Consider the following 24,141-nt stretch of genomic DNA (forward strand, 5'->3'; position numbering starts at 1 on the left):
GCCACTGTGCATAAAGAAAAACGGGCGGCCCGCAATGAGCCGCCCGTTTTTGCGTGGAGCGCGATGCTAACGGCCTTAGTTCGAGCCGCCCGTGATCAGATCGGCGCCCTGCGGCCGCACGAACTTGAAGGTCGAAGCCGGCAACGACGGGTTCTTCTCGATGTTGGAGAACGTGAGCAGCGTCACGTTGCCGAACACATCGTGCAGTTCCATGGCTTCGAGGTTGCCGTCGCGAAAGCCGATGCCCACGCTCTTGAACTGCGTGTCCTTCGACTTCGGAATCAGCTCCAGCCAGTCGATGCCGTTTTTCACGCCCGCGTCGGAGAGTGTGAAGTTCTTGTCGAGATCGTTGCTGCCGAACAGGATCGCCGCCGGGCTCGCGCCGAGCGCGCCGCCAAGCTTGCGCTCGGTCACCTGGTTCAGGTCCTTGTCGTAGACGTAGAGGTTGTCGCCGTCCGACTGCAGCAGTTGCTGATACGGCTTTTCATAGGACCAGATGAACTTGCCGGGCCGCGCGAACACGAACGTACCGCTCGAGGTCTTGGCGTTCATCGTGGCCGTGGCAATGGCGTCGCTGGCGTTCTTCGCACCCGAGGGCGCCTTGAGTTCGCGCTGAACGAAACTGCCGCGCGCGGAGTGCACCTGCGCGACGAACTGCTTCAGTTGATCGGTGCCGCTCGCATACGCCTGCGAGACCATCAGGACCGACGCGCCGAGCGCGATGAACAGCGCGCGGCGCGCGGTGCGCGCAAAGCGGGTCGGAAGTCCAGCCGGATACTGCATCTATCGTTCTCCAAGAGGTGTGTCTTTGGCTGTCGGGTTGCCGGAGCCGTTGCCAAGCCGTTGCCAAAGCGCGGCGGCCTGGCGTGACCTATTCGGCGTCGCCGCGGTTGGGCACGAGGATCTCGCGGTTGCCGCTCGACGACATCGCCGAAACGAGCCCAGACTGCTCCATCTGTTCGAGCAGCCGCGCCGCGCGGTTGTAGCCTATGCGCAAGTGCCGCTGCACGAGCGAAATCGACGCGCGGCGATTCTTGATGACCACTTCGACGGCCTGGTCGTACAGCGGGTCGGACTCGTCGCCGGTGCCGCTGGTTCCCGCAACCGTGCCCTCGTCTCCCTCGCCTCCCACCCCGCCTTCGAGAATGCCCTCGATATAGTTCGGCTCGCCCTGCTCCTTGAGCTTCTCGACGACGCGGTGCACCTCGTCGTCGGCGACGAACGCGCCGTGCACGCGCACGGGCAGACCCGAGCCCGGCGGCAGGTAGAGCATGTCGCCCATGCCGAGCAGCGACTCGGCACCCATCTGGTCGAGAATCGTGCGCGAGTCGATCTTCGAGGAGACCTGGAACGCCATACGCGTCGGCACGTTGGCCTTGATGAGGCCGGTGATGACGTCCACCGAAGGCCGTTGCGTCGCGAGAATCAGGTGGATGCCGGCGGCGCGCGCCTTCTGTGCGATACGCGCGATCAACTCTTCGACCTTCTTGCCGACCACCATCATGAGGTCGGCGAGTTCGTCGATCACGACCACGATATGCGGCAGCTTCTGGCACGGTTCCGGATCGTCCGGCGTGAGGCTGAACGGGTTCGGGATCTTCTCCTCGCGCTTGTTCGCCTCTTCGATCTTGTTGTTGTAGCCCGCGAGATTGCGCACGCCCAGCTTGCTCATGAGCTTGTAGCGGCGCTCCATCTCGCCCACGGTCCAGTTCAGTGCGTTGCCGGCCTGGCGCATGTCGGTCACGACCGGGCAGAGCAGATGCGGAATGCCCTCGTAGACGCTCATTTCGAGCATCTTCGGGTCGATCAGGATCATGCGGACCTGCTCGGCGCTCGCCTTGTAGAGCAGCGAGAGGATCATCGCGTTGATCCCCACCGACTTGCCCGAGCCGGTCGTGCCGGCCACGAGCAGGTGGGGCATCTTCGCGAGATCGGCGCAAACCGGCTTGCCGCCGATGTCCTTGCCAAGGCCCATGGTGAGCGCCGAAGGCGCGTCGGCATAAACCGCCGAGCCGAGGATTTCCGAAAGACGCACGGTCTGACGGCGCTGGTTCGGCAGCTCCAGCGCCATGAAATTCTTGCCCGGAATCGTTTCCACCACGCGGATCGAGACGAGCGAGAGCGAACGCGCAAGATCCTTCGCGAGATTCACGATCTGGCTGCCCTTCACGCCCGTGGCCGGCTCGATCTCGTAGCGCGTGACGACCGGGCCCGGATACGCGGCCACCACGGCCACGTCCACACCGAAGTCCTTGAGCTTCTTCTCGATCAAGCGCGAGGTGAATTCGAGCGTGTCGTCCGAAATGGTTTCCTGGGTGGCCGACGCCGGGTCGAGCAGCGAGATCGCCGGCAGCGTGGAATCGCCCGGCAGGTCCTTGAAGAGCGGCACCTGGCGCTCTTTTTCCACGCGCTCGGAGCGCTGCGGCGTGACCACCGGCGGCACGATCGTGACCGGTTCGTGTTCCTCGATCTTCACGCGGCCGCGCTCGACCTTGCCTTCGCGCTTCACGGCCGCCGCTTCGCCGAGCTTGCGGTCGCGGCCCGCCTCGCGGCGCAGCCGGGCCATGGTCACGGCGTTGATGATGTATTCGCCGACCCTTTCAGCGACCGAGAGCCACGAGAAGCGGAAATAGAGCGAAAGACCGATAGCGAGCGCGAGCAGAAGCGCGAGCGTGCCGCCCGTGAAGCCGAGCGCGTGCGAAACGCCGCGCGCAACCGCGCCGCCCACCACGCCGCCGGGCGTCTGGGGCAGTTGAACCTTGAGCGACCACATGCGCAGCGCTTCGATGCCGCAGCTCGACAGCATGACGAGCACGAACGACAAGGCTTCGGCGACCCAGCTGATGTCGCGCGGCTTGTCGTCGTCATCGTCGGCGATCGCTTCGTGGCGCGTAATGCGCTGGTAGTTCGCCGAGACGAGGCGCCCGAGCAGCACGATCCACCAATAGGCGGAAAGGCCGAACAGCAGCAGCAGGATGTCCGAGACGCGCGCGCCGACGCGCCCCGCCCAGTTCGAGATGTGGTCGACCTGGGCCGCGTGCGTCCAGCTCGGGTCGTGGCGGCTGTAGCTGATGAGCGCCATCAGCAGGAACACGCCTAGCGCGACCTGCAGGATCCAGCGAATTTCGGTGAAAAGGCGCGACATGCGGTGAGGCAATGCCTGCGCCTGCGCGGAAAAGGGAGCTTTGGCCATTGAATCCTGGGCTGATTCTTGATGCGTTTGCGGTCCGCCAGTCCTTCCGTATGCCCGAAACCCCGGGCAGACGGGCGCGGCCGCCGTCGTCCGATCCGGCTTATTGTAAACGCGTTGTTTCGGCCCCGGCGCCCCTCGCTGTAAATGACGGTAACTGACAACGCCGCGGGAACGCCGCAGGGCGACATCCGGCCGCGCCGGACCCGTCGAGCCGCGCTGCACGGCCGGCCTCGAGGCCGAGGCTATCGCGCCGATGAGGAAGCTTCATCGAGCGGCGAACTCCCCCCGCCTTTATAATTGCGGGCTGATGCCCAACTACATGCGTGAGCCCCGCCGCGACGCCGGGCGGCCCCTGGCCGTGCGCCCCAAAATTTCGCGCCACGCAGCGTCTTTCTACGGAATTCGATCATGTCTGCAACCAAACACGCCAAAGTCCTGATTCTCGGTTCCGGCCCCGCCGGCTACACGGCCGCCGTCTATGCGGCGCGCGCGAACCTTTCGCCGCTGCTCGTCACGGGTCTCGCCCAGGGCGGCCAGCTCATGACGACGACCGACGTCGAAAACTGGCCCGCAGACCCGAACGGCGTGCAAGGCCCCGAACTGATGCAGCGTTTCCTCGAGCACGCCGAGCGCTTCAACACGGAAATCGTGTTCGATCACATCCATACGGCCAAGCTGAACGAAAAGCCCATCCGCCTGATCGGCGACTCCGGCGAGTACACCTGCGACTCGCTCGTCATCGCGACCGGCGCGTCGGCGCAATACCTCGGCCTGCCGAGCGAAGAGCTGTACATGGGCCGCGGCGTCTCGGCCTGCGCGACCTGCGACGGCTTCTTCTACCGCAACCAGCACGTCGCCGTGGTCGGCGGCGGCAACACGGCCGTTGAAGAAGCGCTCTACCTCTCGGGCATCGCAAAGAAGGTCACGGTCATTCACCGCCGCGACAAGTTCCGCGCCGAACCGATCCTGATCGACCGCCTGCTGGAAAAGGAAAAGGAAGGCGTGGTCGAGATCAAGTGGGAGCACGTGCTCGACGAAGTGAAGGGCAACGAAGGCGGCGTGAACGGCCTACGCATCAAGAACGTGAAGACGGGAGAGACCGCCGACCTCGATCTGCAGGGTCTGTTCGTCGCGATCGGCCACAAGCCGAACACGGACATCTTCGAAGGCCAGCTCGAGATGAAGAACGGCTACATCATCACGAACGGCGGCCTGAACGGCAACGCTACCGGCACGAGCGTGCCGGGCGTGTTCGCAGCTGGCGACGTGCAGGATCACGTCTATCGCCAGGCGATCACGAGCGCCGGTACGGGCTGTATGGCCGCACTCGACGCGCAGCGCTACCTCGAGACCGTGAACGAACTGGGCCAGGCGCGCGTGATGAGCGCCGAAGCCGACCGCTAAGTCTGGCGAGCGCAGAGATTTACCCAGCGTCTTTCGCCATGCCCAAGAACGTGCCCCACCCGGGCGAGCCCAAGCGCCCCGCCTCCGCTCGCCCTGCTCCGGCGCCCACGCCTGCTCCCGCAGCAGACGAAGCCGCGCCCGGCAAGACGGCTTCTGGCTTCGCCGGCCTCGGCAGCCTGCGCGACGCGCTCAAGGTGCAAACCCGCCAGCGCGAGCGCGAACGCGTGGCCGTGCAGGCGGCGCACGTCGAGGCCGTCGCCGACAGCAACCTTTTTCGCCGCGAGATCGGCCAGATCGCGCCGCTCAAGCAACCTGCGCGCGCGCAGCCGCGCCGCGCAGCACCCGTGCCGCTGCCGCTGCAAACGCGGCTCGACGAGCAGGCCGTGCTGCACGAAGCGATCTCCGACGAATTCGACCCGGAAGCGCTTCTCGACACCGACGACTCGCTGTACTACCACCGCCCCGGCGTGAGCGACGAGGTCGTCAAGAAGCTGCGGCGCGGCACGTGGATCGTGCAGGCGCAACTCGACCTGCACGGCATGCGCCGCGAGGAAGCGCGCGAGGCGCTGCAGAACTTCATCCGTGAAGCGGGCAAGCGCGGGCTGCGCTGCGTGCGCGTGATCCACGGCAAGGGCCTGGGTTCCGTCGGCAAGGAGCCGGTGCTCAAGGGCAAGGTGCGCGCGTGGCTCGTGCAGAAGGAAGAAGTCATCGCGTTCTGCCAGGCGCGGCCGCACGACGGCGGCGCGGGCGCTGTGCTCGTGCTATTGCAGCCGCATCCGGTCGGCCACGGACAACATCATCCTCAGGTGCCCTGACCGAACCTGTCATCGGCGTGTCGACATGAAAAAACCCCGTTGCCGCTGACGCGGCGAACGGGGTTTTTTATGGCGCCGGGACACCCGGCGCACAACGATCAGGCGAGGCGCTCTTCCGTCTTCGGATCGAACAGCACGGCCTTCGAAACGTCGAACAGCAGTTCCATGTTGTTGAGCGGCTGCGGGTTCGCACCCGGGTGCACGCGGCTCACGATGCGCTTGCCGTTCACCTGCGCGAACACGAGCGTGTCCGGACCGGTCGGCTCGATCACGTCGACCTTCACCGAGTGGCGCTGCAGTGCGTGGCCGTGGCCGTCGTGCGAGCTGCGCGCGTCGGTGATGCGCTCCGGGCGCAGGCCCAGCACCACTTCCTGGCCGATCTGGCCGCGCAGCTTGTTCGTTTCGAACGGCAGGTTCAGCACGCTGCGCGCCACACCGGTGTCGAGCTCGATACCGATGCCCGAGCCCTGCTCCACCAGCTTGCCGTTGATGAAATTCATCGGCGGCGCGCCGATGAAGCCCGCCACGAAGAGGTTCGACGGCGAGTCGTAGATCTCCTGCGGTGCGCCGAACTGCTGCACGATGCCGTCCTTCATGACCGCGATGCGGTCGCCGAGCGTCATCGCTTCGATCTGGTCGTGCGTCACGTAGACGATGGTCGTGCCCACGCGCTGATGCAGCAGCTTGATTTCCGAACGCATCTCGATACGCAGCTTCGCGTCGAGGTTCGAGAGCGGCTCGTCGAACAGGAACATGACCGGATCGCGCGCGAGCGCACGGCCCATGGCCACGCGCTGGCGCTGGCCGCCCGACAGCTGGCCCGGCTTGCGGTCGAGCAGGTGCTCGATCTGCAGCAGCTTCGACACGCGGCCGACGATCTCCGCCTGCTGGTTCTTCGGCACCTTGCGAATGTTCAGACCGAACGAGATGTTCTCGCGCACCGTCATCGACGGGTACAGCGCGTACGACTGGAACACCATCGCGATGTCGCGATCCTTCGGCGAGAGGTTATTGACCGTCTTGCCGTCGATCTGGATCTCGCCCTTGGTCACGGTTTCGAGACCCGCGATCATGTTGAGCAGCGTCGACTTACCGCAACCCGAGCCGCCGACGAGGATCAGGAACTGACCGTCTTCGATGTCGATGTTGACGCCCTTGAGGACGGGGACCCCGTTCGGGTAGGTCTTGTAGACGTCGCGAATGGAAAGGCTTGCCATGATGCTATGAATCCTTTTGATCGAATGCAGGGGTTAGCCCCGCAGTTAGCCCTTCACCGCGCCCGCCGTGAGACCGCGCACGAAGTAGCGGCCGGCGATTACGTAGACGAGCAGCGTGGGCAGCGCGGCGATGATCGCGCCGGCCATGTCGACGTTGTATTCCTTCACGCCCGTGGACGTGTTCACGAGATTGTTCAGCGCCACCGTGATCGGCATCGAATCGACGCCCGAGAACACGATACCGAACAGGAAGTCATTCCAGATCTGCGTGAATTGCCAGATCAGGCACACCATGAAGATGGGCAGCGAGATCGGCATCATGATGCGCGTGAAGATCATGAAGAAACCGGCGCCGTCGATGCGCGCGGCCTTCACGAGTTCGGCGGGCACGCTCACGTAGAAGTTGCGGAAGAACATCGTGGTGAACGCAATGCCGTACACGACGTGCACCAGCACCAGACCGCCGATCGTGTTCGAAAGGCCGAGGAAGCCTTCGAGACGCGCCATCGGCAGCAGGATGGCCTGGAACGGAATGAAGCAGCCCACCAGCAGCATCGTGAAGAGCGCGTCCGCGCCGCGAAAGCGCCAGTGCGTGAGCACGTAACCGTTGAACGCGCCGATGATCGACGAGATCAGCACGGCCGGAATCACCATCTTCACCGAGTTCATGAAGAACGGCTGCATGCCGTCACAGCGCACGCCGGTACACGCTTCGCTCCACGCCTTGATCCACGGCGCGAAGGTCGGGCTCGTGGGCAGCGAGAGCATGGTGCCCGAGTGAATCTGGTCGAGCGACTTGAACGACGTCGACAGCATCACGTAGAGCGGGAACAGGAAGTACAGCGCGAACAGGATCAGCGCCGCGTACACGACCACGCGGCTCACAGTCATCTTAGGCTGCATTGCGCGTGCTCCTCGATTCCAGATACATGAGCGGCACGAGTACGGCCACCACCGTCGCAAGCATCATCATCGACGAAGCTGCGCCGACGCCGAGCTGCCCGCGGTTGAACGAAAACGTGTACATGAAGATGGCAGGCAGCGACGACGACGTGCCCGGGCCGCCGGCCGTCAAAGCGACGACGAGGTCGAACGTCTTGATCGTGATGTGGCACAGGATCAGCAGCACGGAGAAGAACACCGGACGCATGCTGGGAATCACGATCTTGCGATAGATCGTGGGCAGCGTCGCGCCGTCCACCTGGGCAGCCTTGAAGATTTCGCTATCGACACCGCGCAGGCCGGCCAGGAAAAGCGCCATGCAAAAGCCGGTGGACTGCCACACAGCCGCGACCACGATACAGAAAATGGCCTTGTCCGGGTCGTTGAGCCAGTCGATATGGAAGCTCGTCCAGCCAATGCTGTGCATCACCTGCTGAATGCCGAGGTCCGGATTGAAAATCCACTGCCATGCCGTGCCCGTCACGATGTACGAGAGCGCCATCGGATAGAGGAACACCGCGCGCAGCGCGCCTTCCTGACGAATCTGCTGGTCGAGCAGGATCGCGAGGAACAGCCCGAGCGCCACGCAAATGGCGATGAACGGGATGCCGAACCATCCGAGATTCTGCGCCGACGTCCACCAGACGTCGTTGGCGAACAGCTCGCGATAGCGTTCGAGACCCGCGAATTCATAGCGCGGCATCAGTCGCGAGGTCGAGAGCGACAGATAGCCGGTAATGAGAATGAAGCCGTAGACGAATACGAGGCTGATCAGAATGCTGGGCGAAAGCACCAGCTTCGGGATCCAGCGGTCTGCGAGCGCCGCCATGGGCGACGCGCGGCGGGTAGCAGGCGTGGCCGCCTTGCCGTTGCCGCTAAGAGAAGCAGTCACTGCGCAACTCCTGGTACGGTGCGAAAACAGCTTTCGCACGATGATGGGGTTCAGAGGGTGAACCGTCATGCCCGGGGCGCGCCACGTATGGCGCCCCCCGTCTTACAGCACTAACCTGCTACGCTCACTTCGTCTTCGCAGCCTTCGCGAGCGCTTCCACCGCGCTCTTCGAATCCTGGTTCGAGTTCATGAACTTCGTCACGACGTCGGTGATCGCACCGGCCGTGGCGTCCGGCTGAGCCATGCCGTGAGCGAGCGACGGCACATAGCCGCCGGCCTTGATCGCGGTCTGTTCATCCGCGTACGACTTCTTCGCGCATGCGTCGAACTTGCTCATGTCGACGCCCAGACGGACCGGAATCGAACCCTTGTACAGGCTGAACTGCTCCTGGAATTCCGGGCTCATGATCGTCTTCGCGAGCGCCAGTTGGCCAGGCGTTGCAGCCTTCTGGCCCTTCTGCTGGAAGAACACGAACGAGTCGACGTTAAAAGTGTAGGCCTTCGCCGTGCCCGGCACCGCTGCGCAAACATAGTCCGTATCCGGCTGCTTGTTCGCGTTCGCGAACTCGCCCTTGGCCCAGTCGCCCATGAACTGCATGCCGGCCTTGCCGTTGATGACCATGGCCGTGGCGAGGTTCCAGTCGCGGCCCGTGCGGCCGTTATCCATGTACGACTCGATCTTGCGGACCGTGTCGAACACGCCGACCATCTGCTGCGACGTCAGGGTCTTCTGGTCGAGGTCGACGAGCGCCTTCTTGTAGAAGTCCGCGCCCTGCGAGAGGACCACGTCTTCCCACAGCGTCAGGTCTTGCCACGGCTGACCGCCGGCTGCGACCGGCTGGATGCCCGCTGCCTTGAACTTGTCAGCCAGCGCGAAGAATTCCGGCCACGTGGTCGGCGCCTTGCCGCCCACCTTGTCGAGCGCTGCCTTGTTGATCCACACCCAGTTCACGCGGTGCACGGAGAAGGGAGCCGCGACGTAGTGACCGTCTGCGTGGATGATCTTGTCGATTTGCGGCGGGAGGTTGGCCTTCCAGTCGCCGGCAACGGAGTCGACGTTCACCAGCACGCCCTGCTCGGCCCATTCCTGAATCAGCGGACCCTTGATCTGGGCAGCCGAAGGCGCATTGCCCGAGATCACCTGGGTCTTCAGTGCGGTCATGGCCGCCGCGCCCGCGCCACCGGCGACCGCGAAGTCCTTCCACACATAACCCTGCTTCGTCATGTCGTCCTTGAGCACGCCGACGGCTTTCGACTCGCCGCCCGAAGTCCACCAGTGCAGCACTTCGAGAGACTCGGCCGCTTGCGCCGTGGCGACGCCACCCAACAGACCTGCTGCGCACAGGGCGCCCATGATCGCGCGGAATTTCATTGCTTATCTCCTCCAGACACCTGAACAAAAAACGATTGGCCCCTGATCGCCAGGGTGCGGTGGTTGGTCAAACAGGCAAAACAGGCAAAACACTGGACGGACGGGCGCCGGAGTGCCGCGCGCGCGTGCTTTTCATTAGATGCGCGCGGGCCGCGGGCCGGTTACCGGCCGCAGGACGCTCAAGAGATGAGTGGTTCGGAATGCAACTTGAATGTCTCCTCTTTTGATTTTCACCGGCCACCTGGCCGGCCGAGGCGCCGCTTGCGTCACGCGGCCTTGAAGCCCCGCACGGTGGCGAACCGGGCGCCCGGCTCACTGGCAAGCCTGGCTGAGTCCCGCGTGGTTCTCCGTTAACATGAGGGGGCATTCCGTCCGCTCGCAAAACCGCGCAAACCGCCTTGCTGGCTGGGTTTCACGCTTTTTTCATCGAATGAACGTTACCTCTTGATTTGGATTGTAGTTAAACTACAATTCAGTGTCAAAAAAAATTTTATCGGACTACGGCCGCCCGATCGCCCACACGGAAGGGCACCCGATGTACCCTGCAGCGGCCCCCAGGACTCTGACTGAGACTCATGCAAACCCAGATCGATTCAGGTTTCACGTTCGTGCTCTTCGGCGCCACCGGCGACCTCTCGATGCGCAAGATCCTCCCAGCCCTGTATGAAGCGCACCGTTCAGGCATGCTCGCGGAGTCAGGCAAGATCGTGGGCGTCGCGCGCCACGAAGAGGATCGCGCAGCGTACATCCAGTGGGTCGACGCGCACGTCAAGCCGCATGTGACGAAGAACGGCGGCTTCGACGACAAGGCGTGGGCCAGCTTCCTCGAGCGCATCGTCTATGTGAAGCTCGACCTCTCGCGCGCCGAAGACTTCACGCATCTGCGCGACGGCATCGCGTCGCTGCCCGGCATTCGTGTGTTCTATCTCGCCACGGGCCCGTCGCTGTTCGTGCCGATCTGCCGCGCGCTTGCCGCCGTGGGTCTGAACGAGAATTCGCGCATCGTGCTGGAAAAGCCGCTCGGTTACGACCTCAAGTCGTCCAACGCGATCAACGACGCTGTGGGCGAGATCTTCGCCGAAGGCCAGATCTACCGGATCGACCACTATCTCGGCAAGGAGCCGGTGCAGAACCTGCTCGCGCTGCGTTTCGGCAACGCGCTCTTCGAGCCGCTGTGGCGCCGCGAATGGGTCGAGAGCATCCAGATCACGATTGCCGAAGAACTGGGCGTCGAAGCGCGCGGTGATTTTTATGACAACACGGGCGCGCTACGCGACATGGTGCAAAATCACCTGTTGCAGTTGCTCTCGATCGTCGCCATGGAGCCGCCGCATTCGATGGATTCGGATTCGGTGCGTGACGAAAAGCTTCGCGTGCTGCGCGCGCTCAAGCCGATCAACCCGCTCGACATCGGCAAGGTCGCGGTGCGCGGGCAGTATCACGCGGGCGTGATCCGCGGCCAGGCGGTGCCGGGCTATGCGACCGAGCATGGCGTGAAGCCCGAGAGCCACACCGAAACCTTCGTCGCGCTCAAGGTGGAGATCGAGAACTGGCGCTGGGCGGGCGTGCCCTTCTTCCTGCGCACCGGCAAGCGCCTTGCCGACCGCGTGGCCGAGATCGTCGTGAACTTCCGCCCGGTGCCGCATTCGGCGCTCGGCGCGCCGGCGCTGCGCCCCGGCGCGAACCGCCTCGTGATCCGCCTGCAGCCGAACGAGAACATCCGCCTCTACTGCCTCGCGAAGCAGCCCGGCGAAGGCATGAATCTCGCGAGCGTGCATCTGGATCTCGCGTTCGACCAGTTCTTCCGCGAAGGCCAGATGGAGGCCTACCAGCGCCTGCTGCTCGACGTGATCAACGGGCGCCTCGCGCTCTTCGTGCGCCGCGACGAGCAGGAAGCGGCGTGGACGTGGGTCGAGCCGATCCTCAACGAGTGGGCGGCAACGCCCCGCCCGCCCAAGCCGTACGCGGCCGGCACGTGGGGACCGGCGGCCGCGAGCGCGATGCTCGCGCAGCACGGCACCTGCTGGCTCGAAGAAGAGAACTGATGAGTTTGCATGGCGGCGCGCACAGTGAGCGCGACGCCGGACCGGACAGATGAACTACCCTGTAGACCTACAAAAAAGCAGCTTGGAGGAGAAGTGATCGAGCTTCACGTATTCGACGACCCGCGCGTCCAATCCGACGCGTTGGCGCGAGCCGTGGGCGACGCGCTACATGCGTCGCTCGCCGCTCAGCAAGCGGCGCCCGGTATTACCGCGCGCCGTGCAACGCTTGCCGTCTCCGGTGGCACGAGCCCGCGCCCCTTCCTCGAGGCCCTTTCGACGCACCGTTTCGACTGGGCGCACATCGACGTCACGCTCGTCGACGACCGCTGGGTGCCGGACACCGACTCCGCGAGCAACGCGCGCCTTGCGCGCGAGACGCTGCTCACGCACGCAGCGGCCAGCGCGCACTTCCTGCCGCTCGTCGACGTGGCACAAGATCTCGACGCGCATGTCGCCGCGCTCAACGCCGACCCGGCCCGCAAGCTGCCGAACGTCGCCGTGCTCGGCATGGGCGAGGACGGCCACACGGCCTCGATTTTCGCCGACGCCCCCGAATGGCACGAAGCCATCACTACGGCGCGCCCGTTCGTGGCCGTGCATCCGCAGGCCGCGCCGCACGCGCGCGTCTCGTGGTCGATGCAGGCGCTGCGCCAGATCGATCGGCTATTCCTGCTGATCGCGGGACAGCGCAAGCTCGAAGTGCTGCAACAGGCCGCCGCGGCCGAACAAAACAACGCCATCTCGAAGCTGGCGAACGACAAGGGAGTGAGACTCGATGTCTACTGGTGCGCCCAATAAAACCGCCCCTGGCGCAGGCCAGCACGCCGACGGTCCGAGGCTGCTCGCCGACATCGGCGGAACCAACGCGCGCTTCGCGCTGGAAACGGGCCCGGGCGAAATCGGCCAGGTGCGCGTGTATCCGTGCGCGCAGTATCCCGGCGTCGCGGAAGTGATCCAGCAATACCTGAAGGACAACAAGATCGGCCGTGTGAATCACGCGGCCGTCGCCATTGCGAATCCGGTCGACGGCGACCAGGTGCGCATGACCAATCACGACTGGACCTTCTCGATCGAAGCGACGCGCCGCGCGCTCGGTTTCGACACGCTGCTGGTCGTCAACGATTTCACCGCGCTCGCCATGGCGCTGCCTGGCTTGACCGACTCGCAGCGCGTGCAGGTAGGCGGCGGCCAGCGCCGCCAGAACAGCGTGATCGGCCTGCTCGGGCCGGGCACGGGTCTCGGCGTCTCTGGCCTCATTCCCGCCGACGACCGCTGGATCGCGCTCGGCAGCGAAGGCGGCCACGCAAGCTTCTCGCCGCAGGACGAGCGCGAAGACATCGTGCTGCAGTTCGCGCGCAAGAAGTGGCCGCATGTATCGTTCGAGCGCGTGTGCGCGGGGCCCGGCCTCGAGCTCATCTACCGTGCGCTCGCCGCGCGCGACAAGAAGAAGCTGCCCGCCGATCTCGGCACGGCCGAAGTCGTGCAGCGCGCGCATGACGGCGAGGCGCTCGCGATCGAGACCGTCGAATGCTTCTGCGGCATTCTCGGCAGCTTCGCGGGCAACATCGCGATGACGCTCGGTTCGCTCGGCGGCATCTATATCGGCGGCGGCGTGGTGCCGCGCCTGGGCGACCTCTTCACGCGCTCGTCGTTCCGCCAGCGCTTCGAGGCGAAGGGCCGTTTCGACACCTATCTCTCGAACGTGCCCACCTACGTGATCACGGCGGAGTATCCGGCGTTCCTTGGCGTTTCGGCCATTCTCGCGGAGCAGCTGTCGAATCGTGCGGGCGGCGGATCGTCGGCCGTGTTCGAACGCATTCGCCAGATGCGCGACGCGCTCACGCCCGCCGAGCGCCGCGTGGCCGACCTCGCGCTCAACCATCCGCGCTCGATCATCAACGATCCGATCGTCGATATCGCGCGCAAGGCCGACGTGAGCCAGCCTACGGTCATCCGCTTCTGCCGCTCGCTCGGCTGCCAGGGCCTCTCGGACTTCAAGCTCAAGCTCGCCACGGGCCTCACCGGCACGATTCCGGTGAGCCACAGCCAGGTGCATCTGGGCGACACCGCCACCGACTTCGGCGCGAAGGTGCTCGACAACACCGTCTCGGCCATCCTGCAACTGCGCGAGCACCTGAACTTCGAGCAAGTCGAGAATGCGATCACGCTGCTCAACGGCGCGCGCCGCATCGAGTTCTATGGCCTCGGCAACTCGCACATCGTCGCGCAGGACGCGCACTACAAGTTCTTCCGCTTCGGCATCCCGACCATCGCCTATGGCGACCTGTACATGCAGGCCGCTTCCGCCGCACTGCTCGGCAAGGGCGACGTGATCGTGGCCGTCTCGAAGTCGGGCCGCGCGCCGGAACTGCTGCGTGTGCTCGAAGTCGCCATGCAAGCGGGCGCGAAGGTGATCGCGATCACTTCGAGCAACACGCCGCTCGCCAAGCGCGCGACCGTGGCGCTCGAAACTGATCACATCGAGATGCGCGAATCGCAGCTTTCGATGATCTCGCGCATTCTGCATCTGCTGATGATCGACATCCTCGCGGTGGGTGTCGCGATTCGCCGTGCTTCGCCCGATGCGGACCTGGGCAACGCCGTCGAAAAGGCGCGCGAGCATGCCGACGACGACGCATCGGCCGTGCTCGACTGGCTGAGCCACGGCGCATCGCCCACTGCGCGCGACTGAAGTCTGCTCATTCGCCGGCTCATTCGAGCGGCGAAAAAAATGGGACGCCTCGGCGTCCCATTTTTATTTCGCGCGACGTACCAACGTACGGCTCACGGCGTTGCCGCTTGCGCCGCGCCTGGCGCCGGCGTGCCGTGCCACTTCACGACGAGCGCGCGCCCCACCCACGTCAGCAAGCCGCACACGCCGATCGTCACGCCCATGCCGAATGGCGAGATACCCGGGAACCAGCCGACCACGGCGCTCGCGAGCGCGCCAAGACCGAGCTGCGTCGCGCCGAATACCGCCGCCGCCGCGCCCGCGTTCTTCGGATAGCGGTACATGAGATCGGTCGCGCAGTTCGCGCCGAGCAGCCCGACCACGCTCACCACGAAGAAGAGGCCGAACACGATCGACCACAGGCCGCCCCAGCCCGTCACGCACATGAGCGCGACGAAGAGCGACGCGACGACGCTCACGCCCGAAGCGATCGACACCATGCGAAGGGTGCCGAGACGGCCGATGAAGCGCGTGTTGAGGAAGTTGCCTAGCATGATGCCGAACACGTTCGCGCCGAAGAAGAACCCGTAGTGCTGCGGCGAAACGTGGAAGTACTCGATATAGACGAACGGCGTGGCCGAGATGTAGGTGAACATCGCGGCGAACGCCATGCCGCCGCAGAGCATGTGCCCCCAGACGAGCGGATCGCGCAGCAAGCGCCCATAAGCCGCGAACGAGCGCAGCACGGCCGCGCTTTCGCGCTTTTCCGGCGGCCAGGTCTCGGGTACGCGCAGGTAAGCCGCCACGGCGCACGCGAGGCCGAACAGCGTGAGCACGACGAACACCAAGCGCCAGCCGCCGATCAGCAGCAACTGTCCGCCGATCAGCGGTGCGAGCAGCGGCCCGATCGCCGTGACGATCGCGACCATCGAGAGGACTTTGGCGGCATCGGAAGGCTCGTGGGCGTCGCGCGCGATGGCCCGCGAGAGCACCGAGGCAGCGCCCGCGCCGAGCGCCTGCAGAAAGCGCACGATCACGAGTTCGCCCACCGAAAACGAGAGCCAGCAGGCAATGCTCGCCAGCGTAAAGAGCGCGATGCCGCCGAGCAGCACGGGGCGGCGGCCATACGCGTCGGAAACCGGGCCGTAGAGCAGCATGCCGATCGAAAAGCCGGCCATGAAGCTCGTGAGCGTCGAGGCCGCAGCGGCGGCGCTCACGCCGAACGACTGCGCGATGGCGGGCAGGCTCGGCAGATACATGTCGGTGGCAAGCGGGCCACAGGCGGCGAGTGCGCCCAGCAACAGGATCAGCCGGCCATCGGGTCGGCGGCGCGGGGAATGGGACATGGTGTGTGTGGCGGCGAAGCTCGCGCGGTCTCGAAGTCATGGGCCGATTCATCCGTCGCTGCAGGAGCGGACAAACGCGGACAAAAACAGCAACGCGGTGCCGCCGAATTGTACCTGACGCCCTTTGCCCGCCATCCGCCGCCCCACATGCGGCATCGTCGCGGCTTTGCGCTAAGCTGCCCGCTTTCGCTCAACTTGCCACGTTGCCGACATGACCGCCTTCCTGCTCATCTGGAGCCCCAAGAAGTGGCCATGGCCTGAACTGCCCGACTTCGCGCGCCGTGTGCGCGCCGGGGAAGCCGTCGCCGACACCTGGGGATGCGGCTTCGCGCGCGGCATCCTGCCGGGAGACCGGGTGTTCCTGCACCGCGTGGCCGCCGAGCCGCGCGGCCTGTTCGGTTCCGGCTACGTCACGCGCGCGCCCTATGAGGTGCCGGACGCCGCGTACAAACGCGACTACCGGCTGTGTATCGACTTCGTCTACGACTGGCTCGTCGACGCGGGCGAGGAAGTGGTCATCGCGCGCGACGATTTGCGCGTGCATCCGTCTTCGATCCAGACCTGGGACGCACAGAGTTCGGGCACCGTCATCAAGCCGGCTGCCGAAGGCGCACTGGAAAAACGCTGGGCGGAGCTGACCGGGCGGCGGCCCATGCCGGCGTCGGCCGTCGCGGCCATGCACGCATTGCACGACGACCTGCGCGACACGGCGCCGCACCTCGCGCCGCCCGCCCGCAAACACAGGCAGTAGCTGGCAGCAAACGCGCTGAATCCGCCCGCGTGGGGAACGCCCAGGCCCACCCGGGGCTCCGGCCCGATCCGCGCGACTCCGGTACAATTTCGAGAGAACAGCCCCGTCGCCCGCGCCCTTGCGGCGCCGCATGGGTCCGTCCGCCGGCCCCTTTCGTCAGCGCCGCGCGCCACACCACTTTCGCAGGTCCAGCACTCATGTCCAACACCCAGTCCAGCACGCAGAACCGCAACGAAGCCCTCTTCGAACGCGCCCAGCGCACCATCCCGGGCGGCGTGAATTCGCCCGTGCGCGCGTTCCGCTCGGTCGGCGGCACGCCGCGCTTCATCGAGCGCGCGCAGGGGCCGTACTTCTGGGACGCCGAAGGCAAGCGCTATATCGACTACATCGGCTCGTGGGGCCCGATGATCGTCGGCCACGTGCATCCGGAAGTGCTCGAAGCCGTGCAGCGCGTGCTCGCGAATGGCTTCTCGTTTGGCGCGCCCACCGAGGCCGAGATCGAGATCGCCGAGGAAATCTGCAAGATCGTCCCGTCGATGGAGCAAGTGCGCATGGTGTCGAGCGGCACGGAGGCGACCATGAGCGCGCTGCGTCTCGCGCGCGGCTTCACGAAGCGCGACCGCATCGTGAAGTTCGAAGGCTGCTACCACGGCCACGCCGACAGCCTGCTCGTGAAGGCCGGCTCGGGCCTGCTCACGTTCGGCAACCCGACGTCGGCGGGCGTGCCGGCAGATGTCGCGAAGCACACCACCGTGCTCGAATACAACAACGTCGCGGCGCTCGAAGAAGCGTTCAAGGCGTTCGGCGACGAGATCGCCGCCGTGATCGTCGAACCGGTTGCGGGCAACATGAACCTCGTAAAGGCCACGCCCGAGTTCATCGGCGCATTGCGCCGCCTCACGGCGAAGCACGGCAGCGTGCTGATTTTCGACGAAGTGATGTGCGGTTTCCGCGTCGGCCTGCGCGGCGCGCAGGCGCTCTACGGCGTCGAGGCGGACATGGTGTGCCTCGGCAAGGTGATCGGCGGCGGCATGCCGGCGGCGGCATTCGGCGGCCGCCGCGAGATCATGGATCACCTCGCGCCCAACGGCACGGTGTACCAGGCAGGTACGCTCTCGGGCAACCCGATTGCGGTCGCGGCGGGCCTGAAGACGCTGCAGCTCATTCAGGCGCCCGGCTTCTACGAGCAGCTCACCGCGAAGACCGAACGTCTCGCGAAGGGGCTTTCGGCAGCGGCACGCGAAACGAAGGTGCCGTTCGTTGCGGATTCGGTGGGCGGCATGTTCGGCCTCTATTTCGCGGACAAGGTGCCGGGCAGCTTCGCCGAGGTCACGAAGAGCGACATCGCGCGCTTCAACCGCTTCTTCCACCGCATGCTGGACGCGGGCGTCTACTTCGCGCCTTCGGCCTACGAGGCAGGTTTCGTGTCGAGCGCCCACGACGACGCGATCCTCGACGAGACGATCGCAGCGGCGCGTAGCGCGTTCGCAGCGCAAGCCGCGGCTGAAAACGTGACGCAATAAGGCAGCACACCATCGACAGCCGGCGCGGCGCGCGCCTCGCCGGCCTCCACCTGACCGCCGCCCGAGAGAAAACCCGACGATGTTTTCGCAATCCGATTTCGTCCACATGGAGCGCGCGCTCGCGCTTGCGTACCGCGGCCTGTACACGACCGACCCGAACCCGCGCGTCGGCTGCGTGCTGGTGAAGGACGGCGTCGTGATCGGCGAGGGCTTCACGCAGCCGGCCGGCCAGGATCACGCCGAAATCCAGGCGATGAAGGACGCCCGCGCGCGCGGGCACGACCTGCGCGGCGCGACAGCGTATGTGACGCTCGAGCCGTGCAGCCACTTCGGGCGCACGCCGCCCTGCGCGAACGCGCTGATCGAAGCGAAGGTCGCGCGCGTGATTGCGGCAATGGAAGACCCGAACCCGCTCGTGTCGGGGCGCGGGCTTTCGATCCTGCGCGACGCGGGTATCGACGTGCGTTGCGGGCTGCTGGCCAACGAGGCGCGCGAGCTGAACATCGGCTTCGTTTCGCGCATGACGCGCAAGCGTCCGTGGGTGCGCATGAAGGTGGCCGCATCGCTCGACGGCCGCACGGGCCTGCCCTCGGGCGAAAGCCAATGGATCACGGGCGAAGCCGCGCGCGCCGACGGCCACGCCTGGCGTGCGCGCGCCTCGGCCATCCTCACGGGTGTCGGCACGGTGAAGGAAGACGACCCGCGCATGACCGTGCGCGCCGTCGACACCCCGCGCCAGCCCAAACGCGTGCTGATCGACAGCCGGCTCGACGCCTCGCCGCTCGCGCAGATTTTCGTGGGCGCGCCCACGCTCGTGTTCTGCGCGGCGCTCGACGCGAGCAACGAAGAACGCGCCGAAGCGCTGCGCGTGCGCGGCGCCGAAATCGTCGCGCTTGGCAACGACCACGGCAAGGTCGATCTGCCGGCCATGCTCACGGAGCTCGCGGCGCGCGGCGTGAACGAGCTGCACGTGGAAGCCGGCTACAAGCTCAACGGTTCGCTCCTGCGCGAAGGCTGCGTGGACGAACTGCTCGTGTACGTGGCGCCGTCGCTGCTCGGCACGAACTCGCTCGGCATGATCGACATCGCTGCGCCCGCGACGCTCGACGAGCGCACGCGCCTCGCATTTCATTCCGTCGATCGTCTCGGCAACGACCTGCGCATTCTTGCGCGCGTCGTCACGACGCAAGACGCCTGACCCTCACTGATGCACTGAACACAAGGAACAGCACGATGTTTACCGGAATCGTCGCGGCAGTGGGCCGCATCGAATCGATCAAACCGCTCGGCACGGGTGCCGACGCAGGCGTGCGCCTGGCCGTCAACGCAGGCAGCCTGGGCCTCGACGACGTGCAACTCGGCGACAGCATCGCGATCCAGGGCGCGTGCATGACCGTCATCGAGAAGTCGGCAACGGGGTTCGACGTCGATGTGTCGCGCGAAAGCCTGAACCGCACGGTGGGCCTCGCGGCGACGGGCGAAGTGAACCTCGAAAAGGCGCTACGCGCCAACGACCGCCTGGGCGGCCACATCGTCTCGGGTCACGTGGACGGCCTCGGCACCGTCGCGCGCTTCGCGCCCGTGGGCGAGTCGCACGAGCTGCGCATTCTCGCGCCGGCGGAAATCGGCCGCTATCTCGCCTACAAGGGCTCGATCACCGTGAACGGCGTGAGCCTCACGGTCAACTCGGTCGACGATCGCGCCGACGGCTGCGAATTCTCGATCAACCTGATTCCCCACACCGTGGAAGTCACCACGCTCAAGCATCTTCAGGCTGGCACGAAGGTGAATCTCGAGATCGATCTGATTGCGCGCTATGTCGAGCGGATGCTCTCGGCCGAGAAGGCTGCGAATTCGGCTGCGCAAGACTAAAAGCTGCCGAGCCGGCGCAATGCATGCCCCGGACGCGCGCAAGCACGCGCGCCGGGGCGCTGATAGAATCTAGCCTTTCCCTACGCACTCGCCGCACGGCGTGCCGCGTTCCCATCACCCGAATCGAACCAGGAGGCACAGTTGGCAACGATTGAAACGAGCGCCGCCATGCCGATGGTCCGGGTGATGTTGCAAGTTGCGTCTCGTCACGCAACCGTCCCGCTTCCAGCGCAGCCATAGCGCGTCCCGCGCGGCATGTTTTCAAACGCCGCGCCGTATTCAGCGAATTCGAGGTCAGGCCGTCCGGCAATCGATGCCCGGGCGTGCGAATCCCGTTTTCCGTCTTAACGCTTCATGCTTCCTTCAGGAGAGTCTTCGGGCGTCAGGTCCGGAGCATGCTGTCCATGACAGAGCTAAATAAAAAACCCGAATCGGGCGGACAAACGTTCCGCACGGTCCTCGGCTTCACCTTTCGGCACTGGGCGCGCCAACCGGTGCGCGTCTCGGCCGTTGCGCTCGCCTCGCTCCTCGGCGCGCTCGCCGACGTGCTCACGCCGCACTACGCGGGCCAGCTCGTCGATGCCCTCACGCACGACGGCGCAGCCAGCAGCACCGCCGCCTGGCATGCGGCGGTCGTCGCGTTCTGGGCGCTCACGGCGCTTGGGCTCGGCGGCACCATCATGCGGCAGGCCGCGTACCGCAACATCATCACGCTGACGCTGCGCATGATGAGCGAGATCGCCACGCAAGCCTTTCACCGCGTGCAGCGCTTCTCGACGGACTGGCACGCGAACAGCTTCGCCGGCTCCACGGTACGCAAGGTCACGCGCGGCATGTGGGCGCTCGACCTGCTCAACGATACGCTGCTCGTCGCCCTCTTCCCGTCGCTCGTCATGCTGGTCGGCTCGACCATCCTGCTCGCGGTGCAGTGGCATGTGATGGGCCTCGTGGTCGGCCTCGGCTCGGCGCTCTATCTGGCGATCACGGTCTCGCTCTCGCTGTTTTACGTCGCGCCCTCGGCCCGGCTCGCGAACCAGTGGGATACGAAAATGGGCGGCGCGCTCGCCGACGCCATTTCGTGCAACGCCGTCGTGAAAGCGTTCGGCGCGGAAACGCGCGAAGAAGCGCGGCTCGCGCGCGTCGTCACGAAGTGGAGCAGCCGCACGCGGCGCACGTGGCAGCGCGGCACGCTCAACGGCGGCGTGCAGGGCGCGCTGCTCGTGGGCATGCAGGCGGCCATCCTCGGTGCGGCGCTGCTGCTTTGGGCACGCGGTCGCGCAAGCGTTGGCGACATCACGTTCGCGCTCACACTGTTCTTCCTGCTCAAAGGCTACCTGCGCGATGTGGGCATGCACGTGCGCAACCTGCAGCGCTCGGTGAACGACATGGAAGAGCTCGTTGCGCTCGACGCGGCGCCGCTTGGCATCGAGGACCAGCGTGATGCGCCGCCCATCGTGATCGATCAGGGCGATATCCGCTTCGAGAACATGACGTTCCGCTACGGCAATCACGCCGCCGACAGGGCACTCTACGAGAACCTCACGCTGCGTATCGCGCCGGGCGAGCGCGTGGGCCTGGTCGGCCATTCGGGCTCAGGCAAGACCACGCTGATCAAGTTGATCCAGCGCCTTTACGACGTTTCCGGCGGGCGCATCACGATCGACGGCCAGGACATCGCGCGTGTGCAGCAGGCGTCGCTGCGCTCGCAGATCGCCATCGTGCAGCAGGAGCCGCTGCTGTTCCACCGCTCGCTTGCCGAGAACATCGCGTACGCCCGGCCAGGCGCCACACACGCCGAAATCGAGCGCGCGGCGAAGCTTGCGAGCGCCCACGACTTCATCACGGCGCTGCCGCACGGCTACGACACGCTCGTGGGCGAGCGCGGTGTGAAGCTCTCGGGCGGCGAGCGCCAGCGCGTGGCGATCGCGCGCGCGTTCCTCGCGAATGCGCCGATCCTGATCTTCGACGAAGCGACCTCGAGCCTCGACAGCGAAAGCGAAGTGCTGATCCAGCAGGCCATGGAGCGGCTCATGGAAGGGCGCACGACCGTGGTCGTCGCACACCGGCTCTCGACCGTGCGCGCGCTCGACCGGCTGCTGGTGCTCGAGCACGGACGCGTGGCGGAGGAAGGCACGCACGACGCGCTCGTGCGTCGCGAAAACGGCCTGTACCGGCGCCTGTTCGAGCGCCAGGCGCTGGAACTGACGAAAGGACTCGCCGACGACGTGATCCTGCGCTGACGCCGCGTACCTTCGCGCTCGCGCCCTCCCGCCGCAAACAGGCTCAGGCGGGAACGGCGCGCGCGTGCGGCGTGATCCGCGCGAGCACTTCGGCAAGTGCCTCGCTCGCGATTTCGGTGTCGTAGTGGGCCTGCAACTGCATCCAGCTGCGTGCGTCGGTGCCGAAATAAACTGCAAGACGCACTGCCGTGTCCGCGGTGATGGCCCGCTTGCCGAGCACGATCTCGTTGATGCGGCGCGGCGGCACGCCAATTGCCCTGGCCAGCGCGTACTGGCTGATGCCCATGGGCTTGAGCCACTCTTCGTTCAGAATCTCGCCCGGTGTGGCAAGCGGTACTTCACGTGCCATGGTTTTGCTCCTCAGTGATAGTCCACGATGCGTACGCGCGATGCCTCGCCGCCCGCGAAATGAAGCATGGATAGTAACGTCTTGCGTTAATAACGTAAAGCGTTACTAGTGTGGAACAGGCGCGATTCGCGCCCCAGTCGGCCCTTCGGCCAACATGGGCAGCCGCGCGCCGGCGCCCCGGCACGCCGGAACACAGGGCCGCAGAGCAAAAGGCGCTGCGCCCTCCCGCGTTCTGGGCGACGCGCCCGCCCGCGTGGCGTAAAATGTGGCCTTTCCAGCCAGAATCCCAACATGACGCTCGCCTCCACCCCTGAGATCATCGCCGAGCTCAAAGCCGGCAAGATGGTCATCCTCGTCGACGAAGAAGACCGGGAAAACGAGGGCGACCTCGTCATCGCTGCGGAGTTCGTCACGCCTGAAGCCATCAACTTCATGGCGAAATACGGCCGCGGGCTGATCTGCCTTACGCTCACCACGGAGCGCTGCAAGCTGCTCAACCTGCCGCTCATGACCTACCGCAACGGCACGCAGTACGGCACGGCGTTCACGGTCAGCATCGAGGCCGCCGAAGGCGTCACGACCGGCATTTCCGCCGCCGACCGCGCTCGCACGATCCAGGCAGCCGTCGCGCACGACGCGCGCGCCGAGCACATCGTGCAGCCCGGCCACGTCTTCCCGATCATGGCGCAGCCAGGCGGCGTGCTCGTGCGCGCGGGCCACACCGAAGCGGGCTGCGACTTCACGGCGCTTGCCGGCCTCACGCCGGCCTCGGTGATCTGCGAGGTCATCAAGGACGACGGCACGATGGCGCGCCTGCCCGACCTCATGGAGTTCGCGCAGGAGCACGGCCTGAAGGTCGGCACCATCGCCGACCTGATCCACTACCGCAGCCGCACCGAATCGATCGTCGAGCGAGTGGCCGAACGCACCATGCAAACCGCGCACGGCCAGTTCCGCGCGATCATGTACGTCGATCACCCCACGCGCACGCCGCACATCGCACTCGTGCGCGGCACGCCGAAGCCCGGCGTCGATACGCCCGTGCGCGTGCACGAACCGCTCTCGGTGCTGGATCTGCTCGAAACGGGCTCGTCCACGCACTCGTGGACGCTTGACGCCGCCATGCGCGAGATCGCCTCGCGCGACGTGGGCGTGATCGTCATGCTCAACTGCGGCGAACCCAAGGAACACCTGATCGACGTCTTCAAGGCGTTCGACCAGAAAGAGCGCGCGGAGGCGCTCGCCCGTCGGCCAGTGGACTTCAAGACCTACGGCATCGGCGCGCAGATCCTTCGCGAGCTCGGCGTGGGCCGCATGCAGGTGCTCTCGAAGCCTCGCCGCCTCGGCAGCATGTCGGGCTACGGTCTCGAGGTCACCGGCTTCGTGCCGATGCCTGGCGGCAACGCGGAAGCGCCCTGCCCGCCAGAAGCCGCTGACCCTGCCTCGTCGCGCGCCTGAAGTCGCATCGCGCTCTTTTCACGCGTCACCACGCTCAACCGAACTTACGGA

General features: G+C 65.8%; 19 protein-coding genes. 11 read left to right on the forward strand and 8 right to left on the reverse strand.

All coding sequences use genetic code 11. The features are described from left to right. Positions 1–75: 75 nt before the first annotated feature. Positions 76–783 carry an outer membrane lipoprotein chaperone LolA gene (gene lolA / locus M3I54_RS05820; protein WP_254333797.1) on the reverse strand — a complete coding sequence of 236 codons (708 nt, stop codon included), beginning with the start codon at positions 781–783 and terminating at the stop codon, positions 76–78. 88 nt (positions 784–871) lie between these two features. Next, complete coding sequence (locus M3I54_RS05825; RefSeq protein WP_254333799.1) at positions 872–3,193, reverse strand: DNA translocase FtsK; 2,322 nt, start codon at positions 3,191–3,193, stop codon at positions 872–874. A 408-nt stretch (positions 3,194–3,601) separates the two neighbouring features. Between M3I54_RS05825 and trxB the strand changes: the two genes are divergently transcribed. Both trxB and M3I54_RS05835 read left to right on the forward strand, forming a co-directional pair. Continuing rightward, positions 3,602–4,597: a thioredoxin-disulfide reductase gene (gene trxB, locus M3I54_RS05830; protein WP_254333802.1), complete on the forward strand. Its 996-nt coding sequence runs from the start codon at positions 3,602–3,604 to the stop codon at positions 4,595–4,597. Between the two features lie 38 nt (positions 4,598–4,635). Continuing rightward, positions 4,636–5,412, forward strand: coding sequence for a Smr/MutS family protein (locus tag M3I54_RS05835; RefSeq protein ID WP_254333804.1), 777 nt, complete (start codon positions 4,636–4,638; stop codon positions 5,410–5,412). 98 nt (positions 5,413–5,510) lie between these two features. Here M3I54_RS05835 and M3I54_RS05840 read toward each other — a convergent pair whose 3' ends face one another. The 4 genes from M3I54_RS05840 to M3I54_RS05855 all read right to left on the reverse strand — a co-directional run bounded on the left by M3I54_RS05840 (position 5,511) and on the right by M3I54_RS05855 (position 9,835). Next, entirely contained in the window at positions 5,511–6,629 is a 1,119-nt protein-coding gene (locus M3I54_RS05840) for an ABC transporter ATP-binding protein (protein ID WP_254333806.1), read from the reverse strand. Positions 6,630–6,674: 45 nt separating this feature from the next. After that, positions 6,675–7,532 (reverse strand): carbohydrate ABC transporter permease, encoded by an 858-nt coding sequence (locus M3I54_RS05845; RefSeq protein ID WP_233882460.1) that lies wholly within the window; start codon positions 7,530–7,532, stop codon positions 6,675–6,677. Next, the gene (locus M3I54_RS05850; RefSeq protein WP_254333808.1) at positions 7,522–8,463 is read right to left on the reverse strand and encodes a carbohydrate ABC transporter permease; all 942 of its coding nucleotides are present in this window, start codon (positions 8,461–8,463) and stop codon (positions 7,522–7,524) included. The genes M3I54_RS05845 and M3I54_RS05850 overlap by 11 nt, the downstream gene beginning before the upstream one ends. A 124-nt stretch (positions 8,464–8,587) precedes the next feature. Further along, the gene (locus M3I54_RS05855) at positions 8,588–9,835 is read right to left on the reverse strand and encodes an ABC transporter substrate-binding protein (protein WP_254333810.1); all 1,248 of its coding nucleotides are present in this window, start codon (positions 9,833–9,835) and stop codon (positions 8,588–8,590) included. A gap of 575 nt (positions 9,836–10,410) precedes the next feature. Here M3I54_RS05855 and zwf point away from each other — a divergent pair. The 3 genes from zwf to M3I54_RS05870 all read left to right on the forward strand — a co-directional run bounded on the left by zwf (position 10,411) and on the right by M3I54_RS05870 (position 14,572). Continuing rightward, on the forward strand, positions 10,411–11,880 hold the full coding sequence (zwf, locus tag M3I54_RS05860; RefSeq protein ID WP_254333812.1) for a glucose-6-phosphate dehydrogenase: 1,470 nt from the start codon (positions 10,411–10,413) through the stop codon (positions 11,878–11,880). 93 nt (positions 11,881–11,973) lie between these two features. Next, complete coding sequence (pgl, locus tag M3I54_RS05865) at positions 11,974–12,678, forward strand: 6-phosphogluconolactonase (RefSeq protein WP_254333813.1); 705 nt, start codon at positions 11,974–11,976, stop codon at positions 12,676–12,678. After that, a complete protein-coding gene (locus M3I54_RS05870; RefSeq protein WP_254333814.1) occupies positions 12,656–14,572 on the forward strand; it encodes a bifunctional transcriptional regulator/glucokinase in 1,917 nt (638 codons plus the stop codon). The genes pgl and M3I54_RS05870 overlap by 23 nt, the downstream gene beginning before the upstream one ends. A 92-nt stretch (positions 14,573–14,664) precedes the next feature. Here M3I54_RS05870 and M3I54_RS05875 read toward each other — a convergent pair whose 3' ends face one another. Then, a complete protein-coding gene (locus M3I54_RS05875) occupies positions 14,665–15,897 on the reverse strand; it encodes a Bcr/CflA family multidrug efflux MFS transporter (protein WP_254333815.1) in 1,233 nt (410 codons plus the stop codon). A 211-nt stretch (positions 15,898–16,108) separates the two neighbouring features. On the opposite strand from M3I54_RS05875, the gene M3I54_RS05880 reads away from it, so the two are divergent. The 5 genes from M3I54_RS05880 (at position 16,109) to M3I54_RS05900 (ending at position 22,283) form a co-directional block, all read left to right on the forward strand. Beyond that, positions 16,109–16,648: a hypothetical protein gene (locus tag M3I54_RS05880; protein ID WP_254333816.1), complete on the forward strand. Its 540-nt coding sequence runs from the start codon at positions 16,109–16,111 to the stop codon at positions 16,646–16,648. Positions 16,649–16,845: 197 nt separating this feature from the next. Then, entirely contained in the window at positions 16,846–18,171 is a 1,326-nt protein-coding gene (hemL, locus tag M3I54_RS05885; RefSeq protein ID WP_254333817.1) for a glutamate-1-semialdehyde 2,1-aminomutase, read from the forward strand. Positions 18,172–18,250: 79 nt separating this feature from the next. Then, the gene (ribD, locus tag M3I54_RS05890) at positions 18,251–19,369 is read left to right on the forward strand and encodes a bifunctional diaminohydroxyphosphoribosylaminopyrimidine deaminase/5-amino-6-(5-phosphoribosylamino)uracil reductase RibD (protein WP_254333818.1); all 1,119 of its coding nucleotides are present in this window, start codon (positions 18,251–18,253) and stop codon (positions 19,367–19,369) included. Between the two features lie 35 nt (positions 19,370–19,404). Next, positions 19,405–20,043, forward strand: coding sequence for a riboflavin synthase (locus tag M3I54_RS05895; protein WP_254333820.1), 639 nt, complete (start codon positions 19,405–19,407; stop codon positions 20,041–20,043). Between the two features lie 404 nt (positions 20,044–20,447). Then, complete coding sequence (locus M3I54_RS05900) at positions 20,448–22,283, forward strand: ABC transporter ATP-binding protein (protein ID WP_254333822.1); 1,836 nt, start codon at positions 20,448–20,450, stop codon at positions 22,281–22,283. Between the two features lie 43 nt (positions 22,284–22,326). Here the strand turns inward: M3I54_RS05900 and M3I54_RS05905 are convergent, their stop codons facing one another. Further along, the gene (locus M3I54_RS05905; protein WP_254333824.1) at positions 22,327–22,632 is read right to left on the reverse strand and encodes a HigA family addiction module antitoxin; all 306 of its coding nucleotides are present in this window, start codon (positions 22,630–22,632) and stop codon (positions 22,327–22,329) included. A 291-nt stretch (positions 22,633–22,923) separates the two neighbouring features. Here M3I54_RS05905 and ribBA point away from each other — a divergent pair, with 291 nt between their 5' ends. Continuing rightward, positions 22,924–24,090, forward strand: coding sequence for a bifunctional 3,4-dihydroxy-2-butanone-4-phosphate synthase/GTP cyclohydrolase II (gene ribBA, locus M3I54_RS05910; RefSeq protein WP_254333826.1), 1,167 nt, complete (start codon positions 22,924–22,926; stop codon positions 24,088–24,090). Positions 24,091–24,141: the final 51 nt, after the last annotated feature.

The sequence above is a fragment of the Paraburkholderia sp. CNPSo 3274 genome (assembly GCF_024206475.1).
In the GTDB taxonomy this organism is placed as follows: domain Bacteria; phylum Pseudomonadota; class Gammaproteobacteria; order Burkholderiales; family Burkholderiaceae; genus Paraburkholderia.

Excerpts from the sequence above, each read along its gene's own strand:
- lolA (WP_254333797.1), bottom strand. The coding sequence starts at position 783 with ATGCAGTATCCGGCTGGACTTCCGACCCGCTTTGCGCGCACCGCGCGC.
- M3I54_RS05855 (WP_254333810.1), bottom strand. The coding sequence starts at position 9,835 with ATGAAATTCCGCGCGATCATGGGCGCCCTGTGCGCAGCAGGTCTGTTG.
- ribD (WP_254333818.1), top strand. The coding sequence starts at position 18,251 with ATGTTTTCGCAATCCGATTTCGTCCACATGGAGCGCGCGCTCGCGCTT.
- hemL (WP_254333817.1), top strand. The coding sequence starts at position 16,846 with ATGTCCAACACCCAGTCCAGCACGCAGAACCGCAACGAAGCCCTCTTC.
- M3I54_RS05880 (WP_254333816.1), top strand. The coding sequence starts at position 16,109 with ATGACCGCCTTCCTGCTCATCTGGAGCCCCAAGAAGTGGCCATGGCCT.
- M3I54_RS05870 (WP_254333814.1), top strand. The coding sequence starts at position 12,656 with ATGTCTACTGGTGCGCCCAATAAAACCGCCCCTGGCGCAGGCCAGCAC.
- M3I54_RS05875 (WP_254333815.1), bottom strand. The coding sequence starts at position 15,897 with ATGTCCCATTCCCCGCGCCGCCGACCCGATGGCCGGCTGATCCTGTTG.
- zwf (WP_254333812.1), top strand. The coding sequence starts at position 10,411 with ATGCAAACCCAGATCGATTCAGGTTTCACGTTCGTGCTCTTCGGCGCC.
- trxB (WP_254333802.1), top strand. The coding sequence starts at position 3,602 with ATGTCTGCAACCAAACACGCCAAAGTCCTGATTCTCGGTTCCGGCCCC.
- ribBA (WP_254333826.1), top strand. The coding sequence starts at position 22,924 with ATGACGCTCGCCTCCACCCCTGAGATCATCGCCGAGCTCAAAGCCGGC.
- M3I54_RS05840 (WP_254333806.1), bottom strand. The coding sequence starts at position 6,629 with ATGGCAAGCCTTTCCATTCGCGACGTCTACAAGACCTACCCGAACGGG.
- M3I54_RS05845 (WP_233882460.1), bottom strand. The coding sequence starts at position 7,532 with ATGCAGCCTAAGATGACTGTGAGCCGCGTGGTCGTGTACGCGGCGCTG.
- M3I54_RS05900 (WP_254333822.1), top strand. The coding sequence starts at position 20,448 with ATGACAGAGCTAAATAAAAAACCCGAATCGGGCGGACAAACGTTCCGC.
- M3I54_RS05825 (WP_254333799.1), bottom strand. The coding sequence starts at position 3,193 with ATGGCCAAAGCTCCCTTTTCCGCGCAGGCGCAGGCATTGCCTCACCGC.
- M3I54_RS05835 (WP_254333804.1), top strand. The coding sequence starts at position 4,636 with ATGCCCAAGAACGTGCCCCACCCGGGCGAGCCCAAGCGCCCCGCCTCC.
- M3I54_RS05895 (WP_254333820.1), top strand. The coding sequence starts at position 19,405 with ATGTTTACCGGAATCGTCGCGGCAGTGGGCCGCATCGAATCGATCAAA.
- M3I54_RS05905 (WP_254333824.1), bottom strand. The coding sequence starts at position 22,632 with ATGGCACGTGAAGTACCGCTTGCCACACCGGGCGAGATTCTGAACGAA.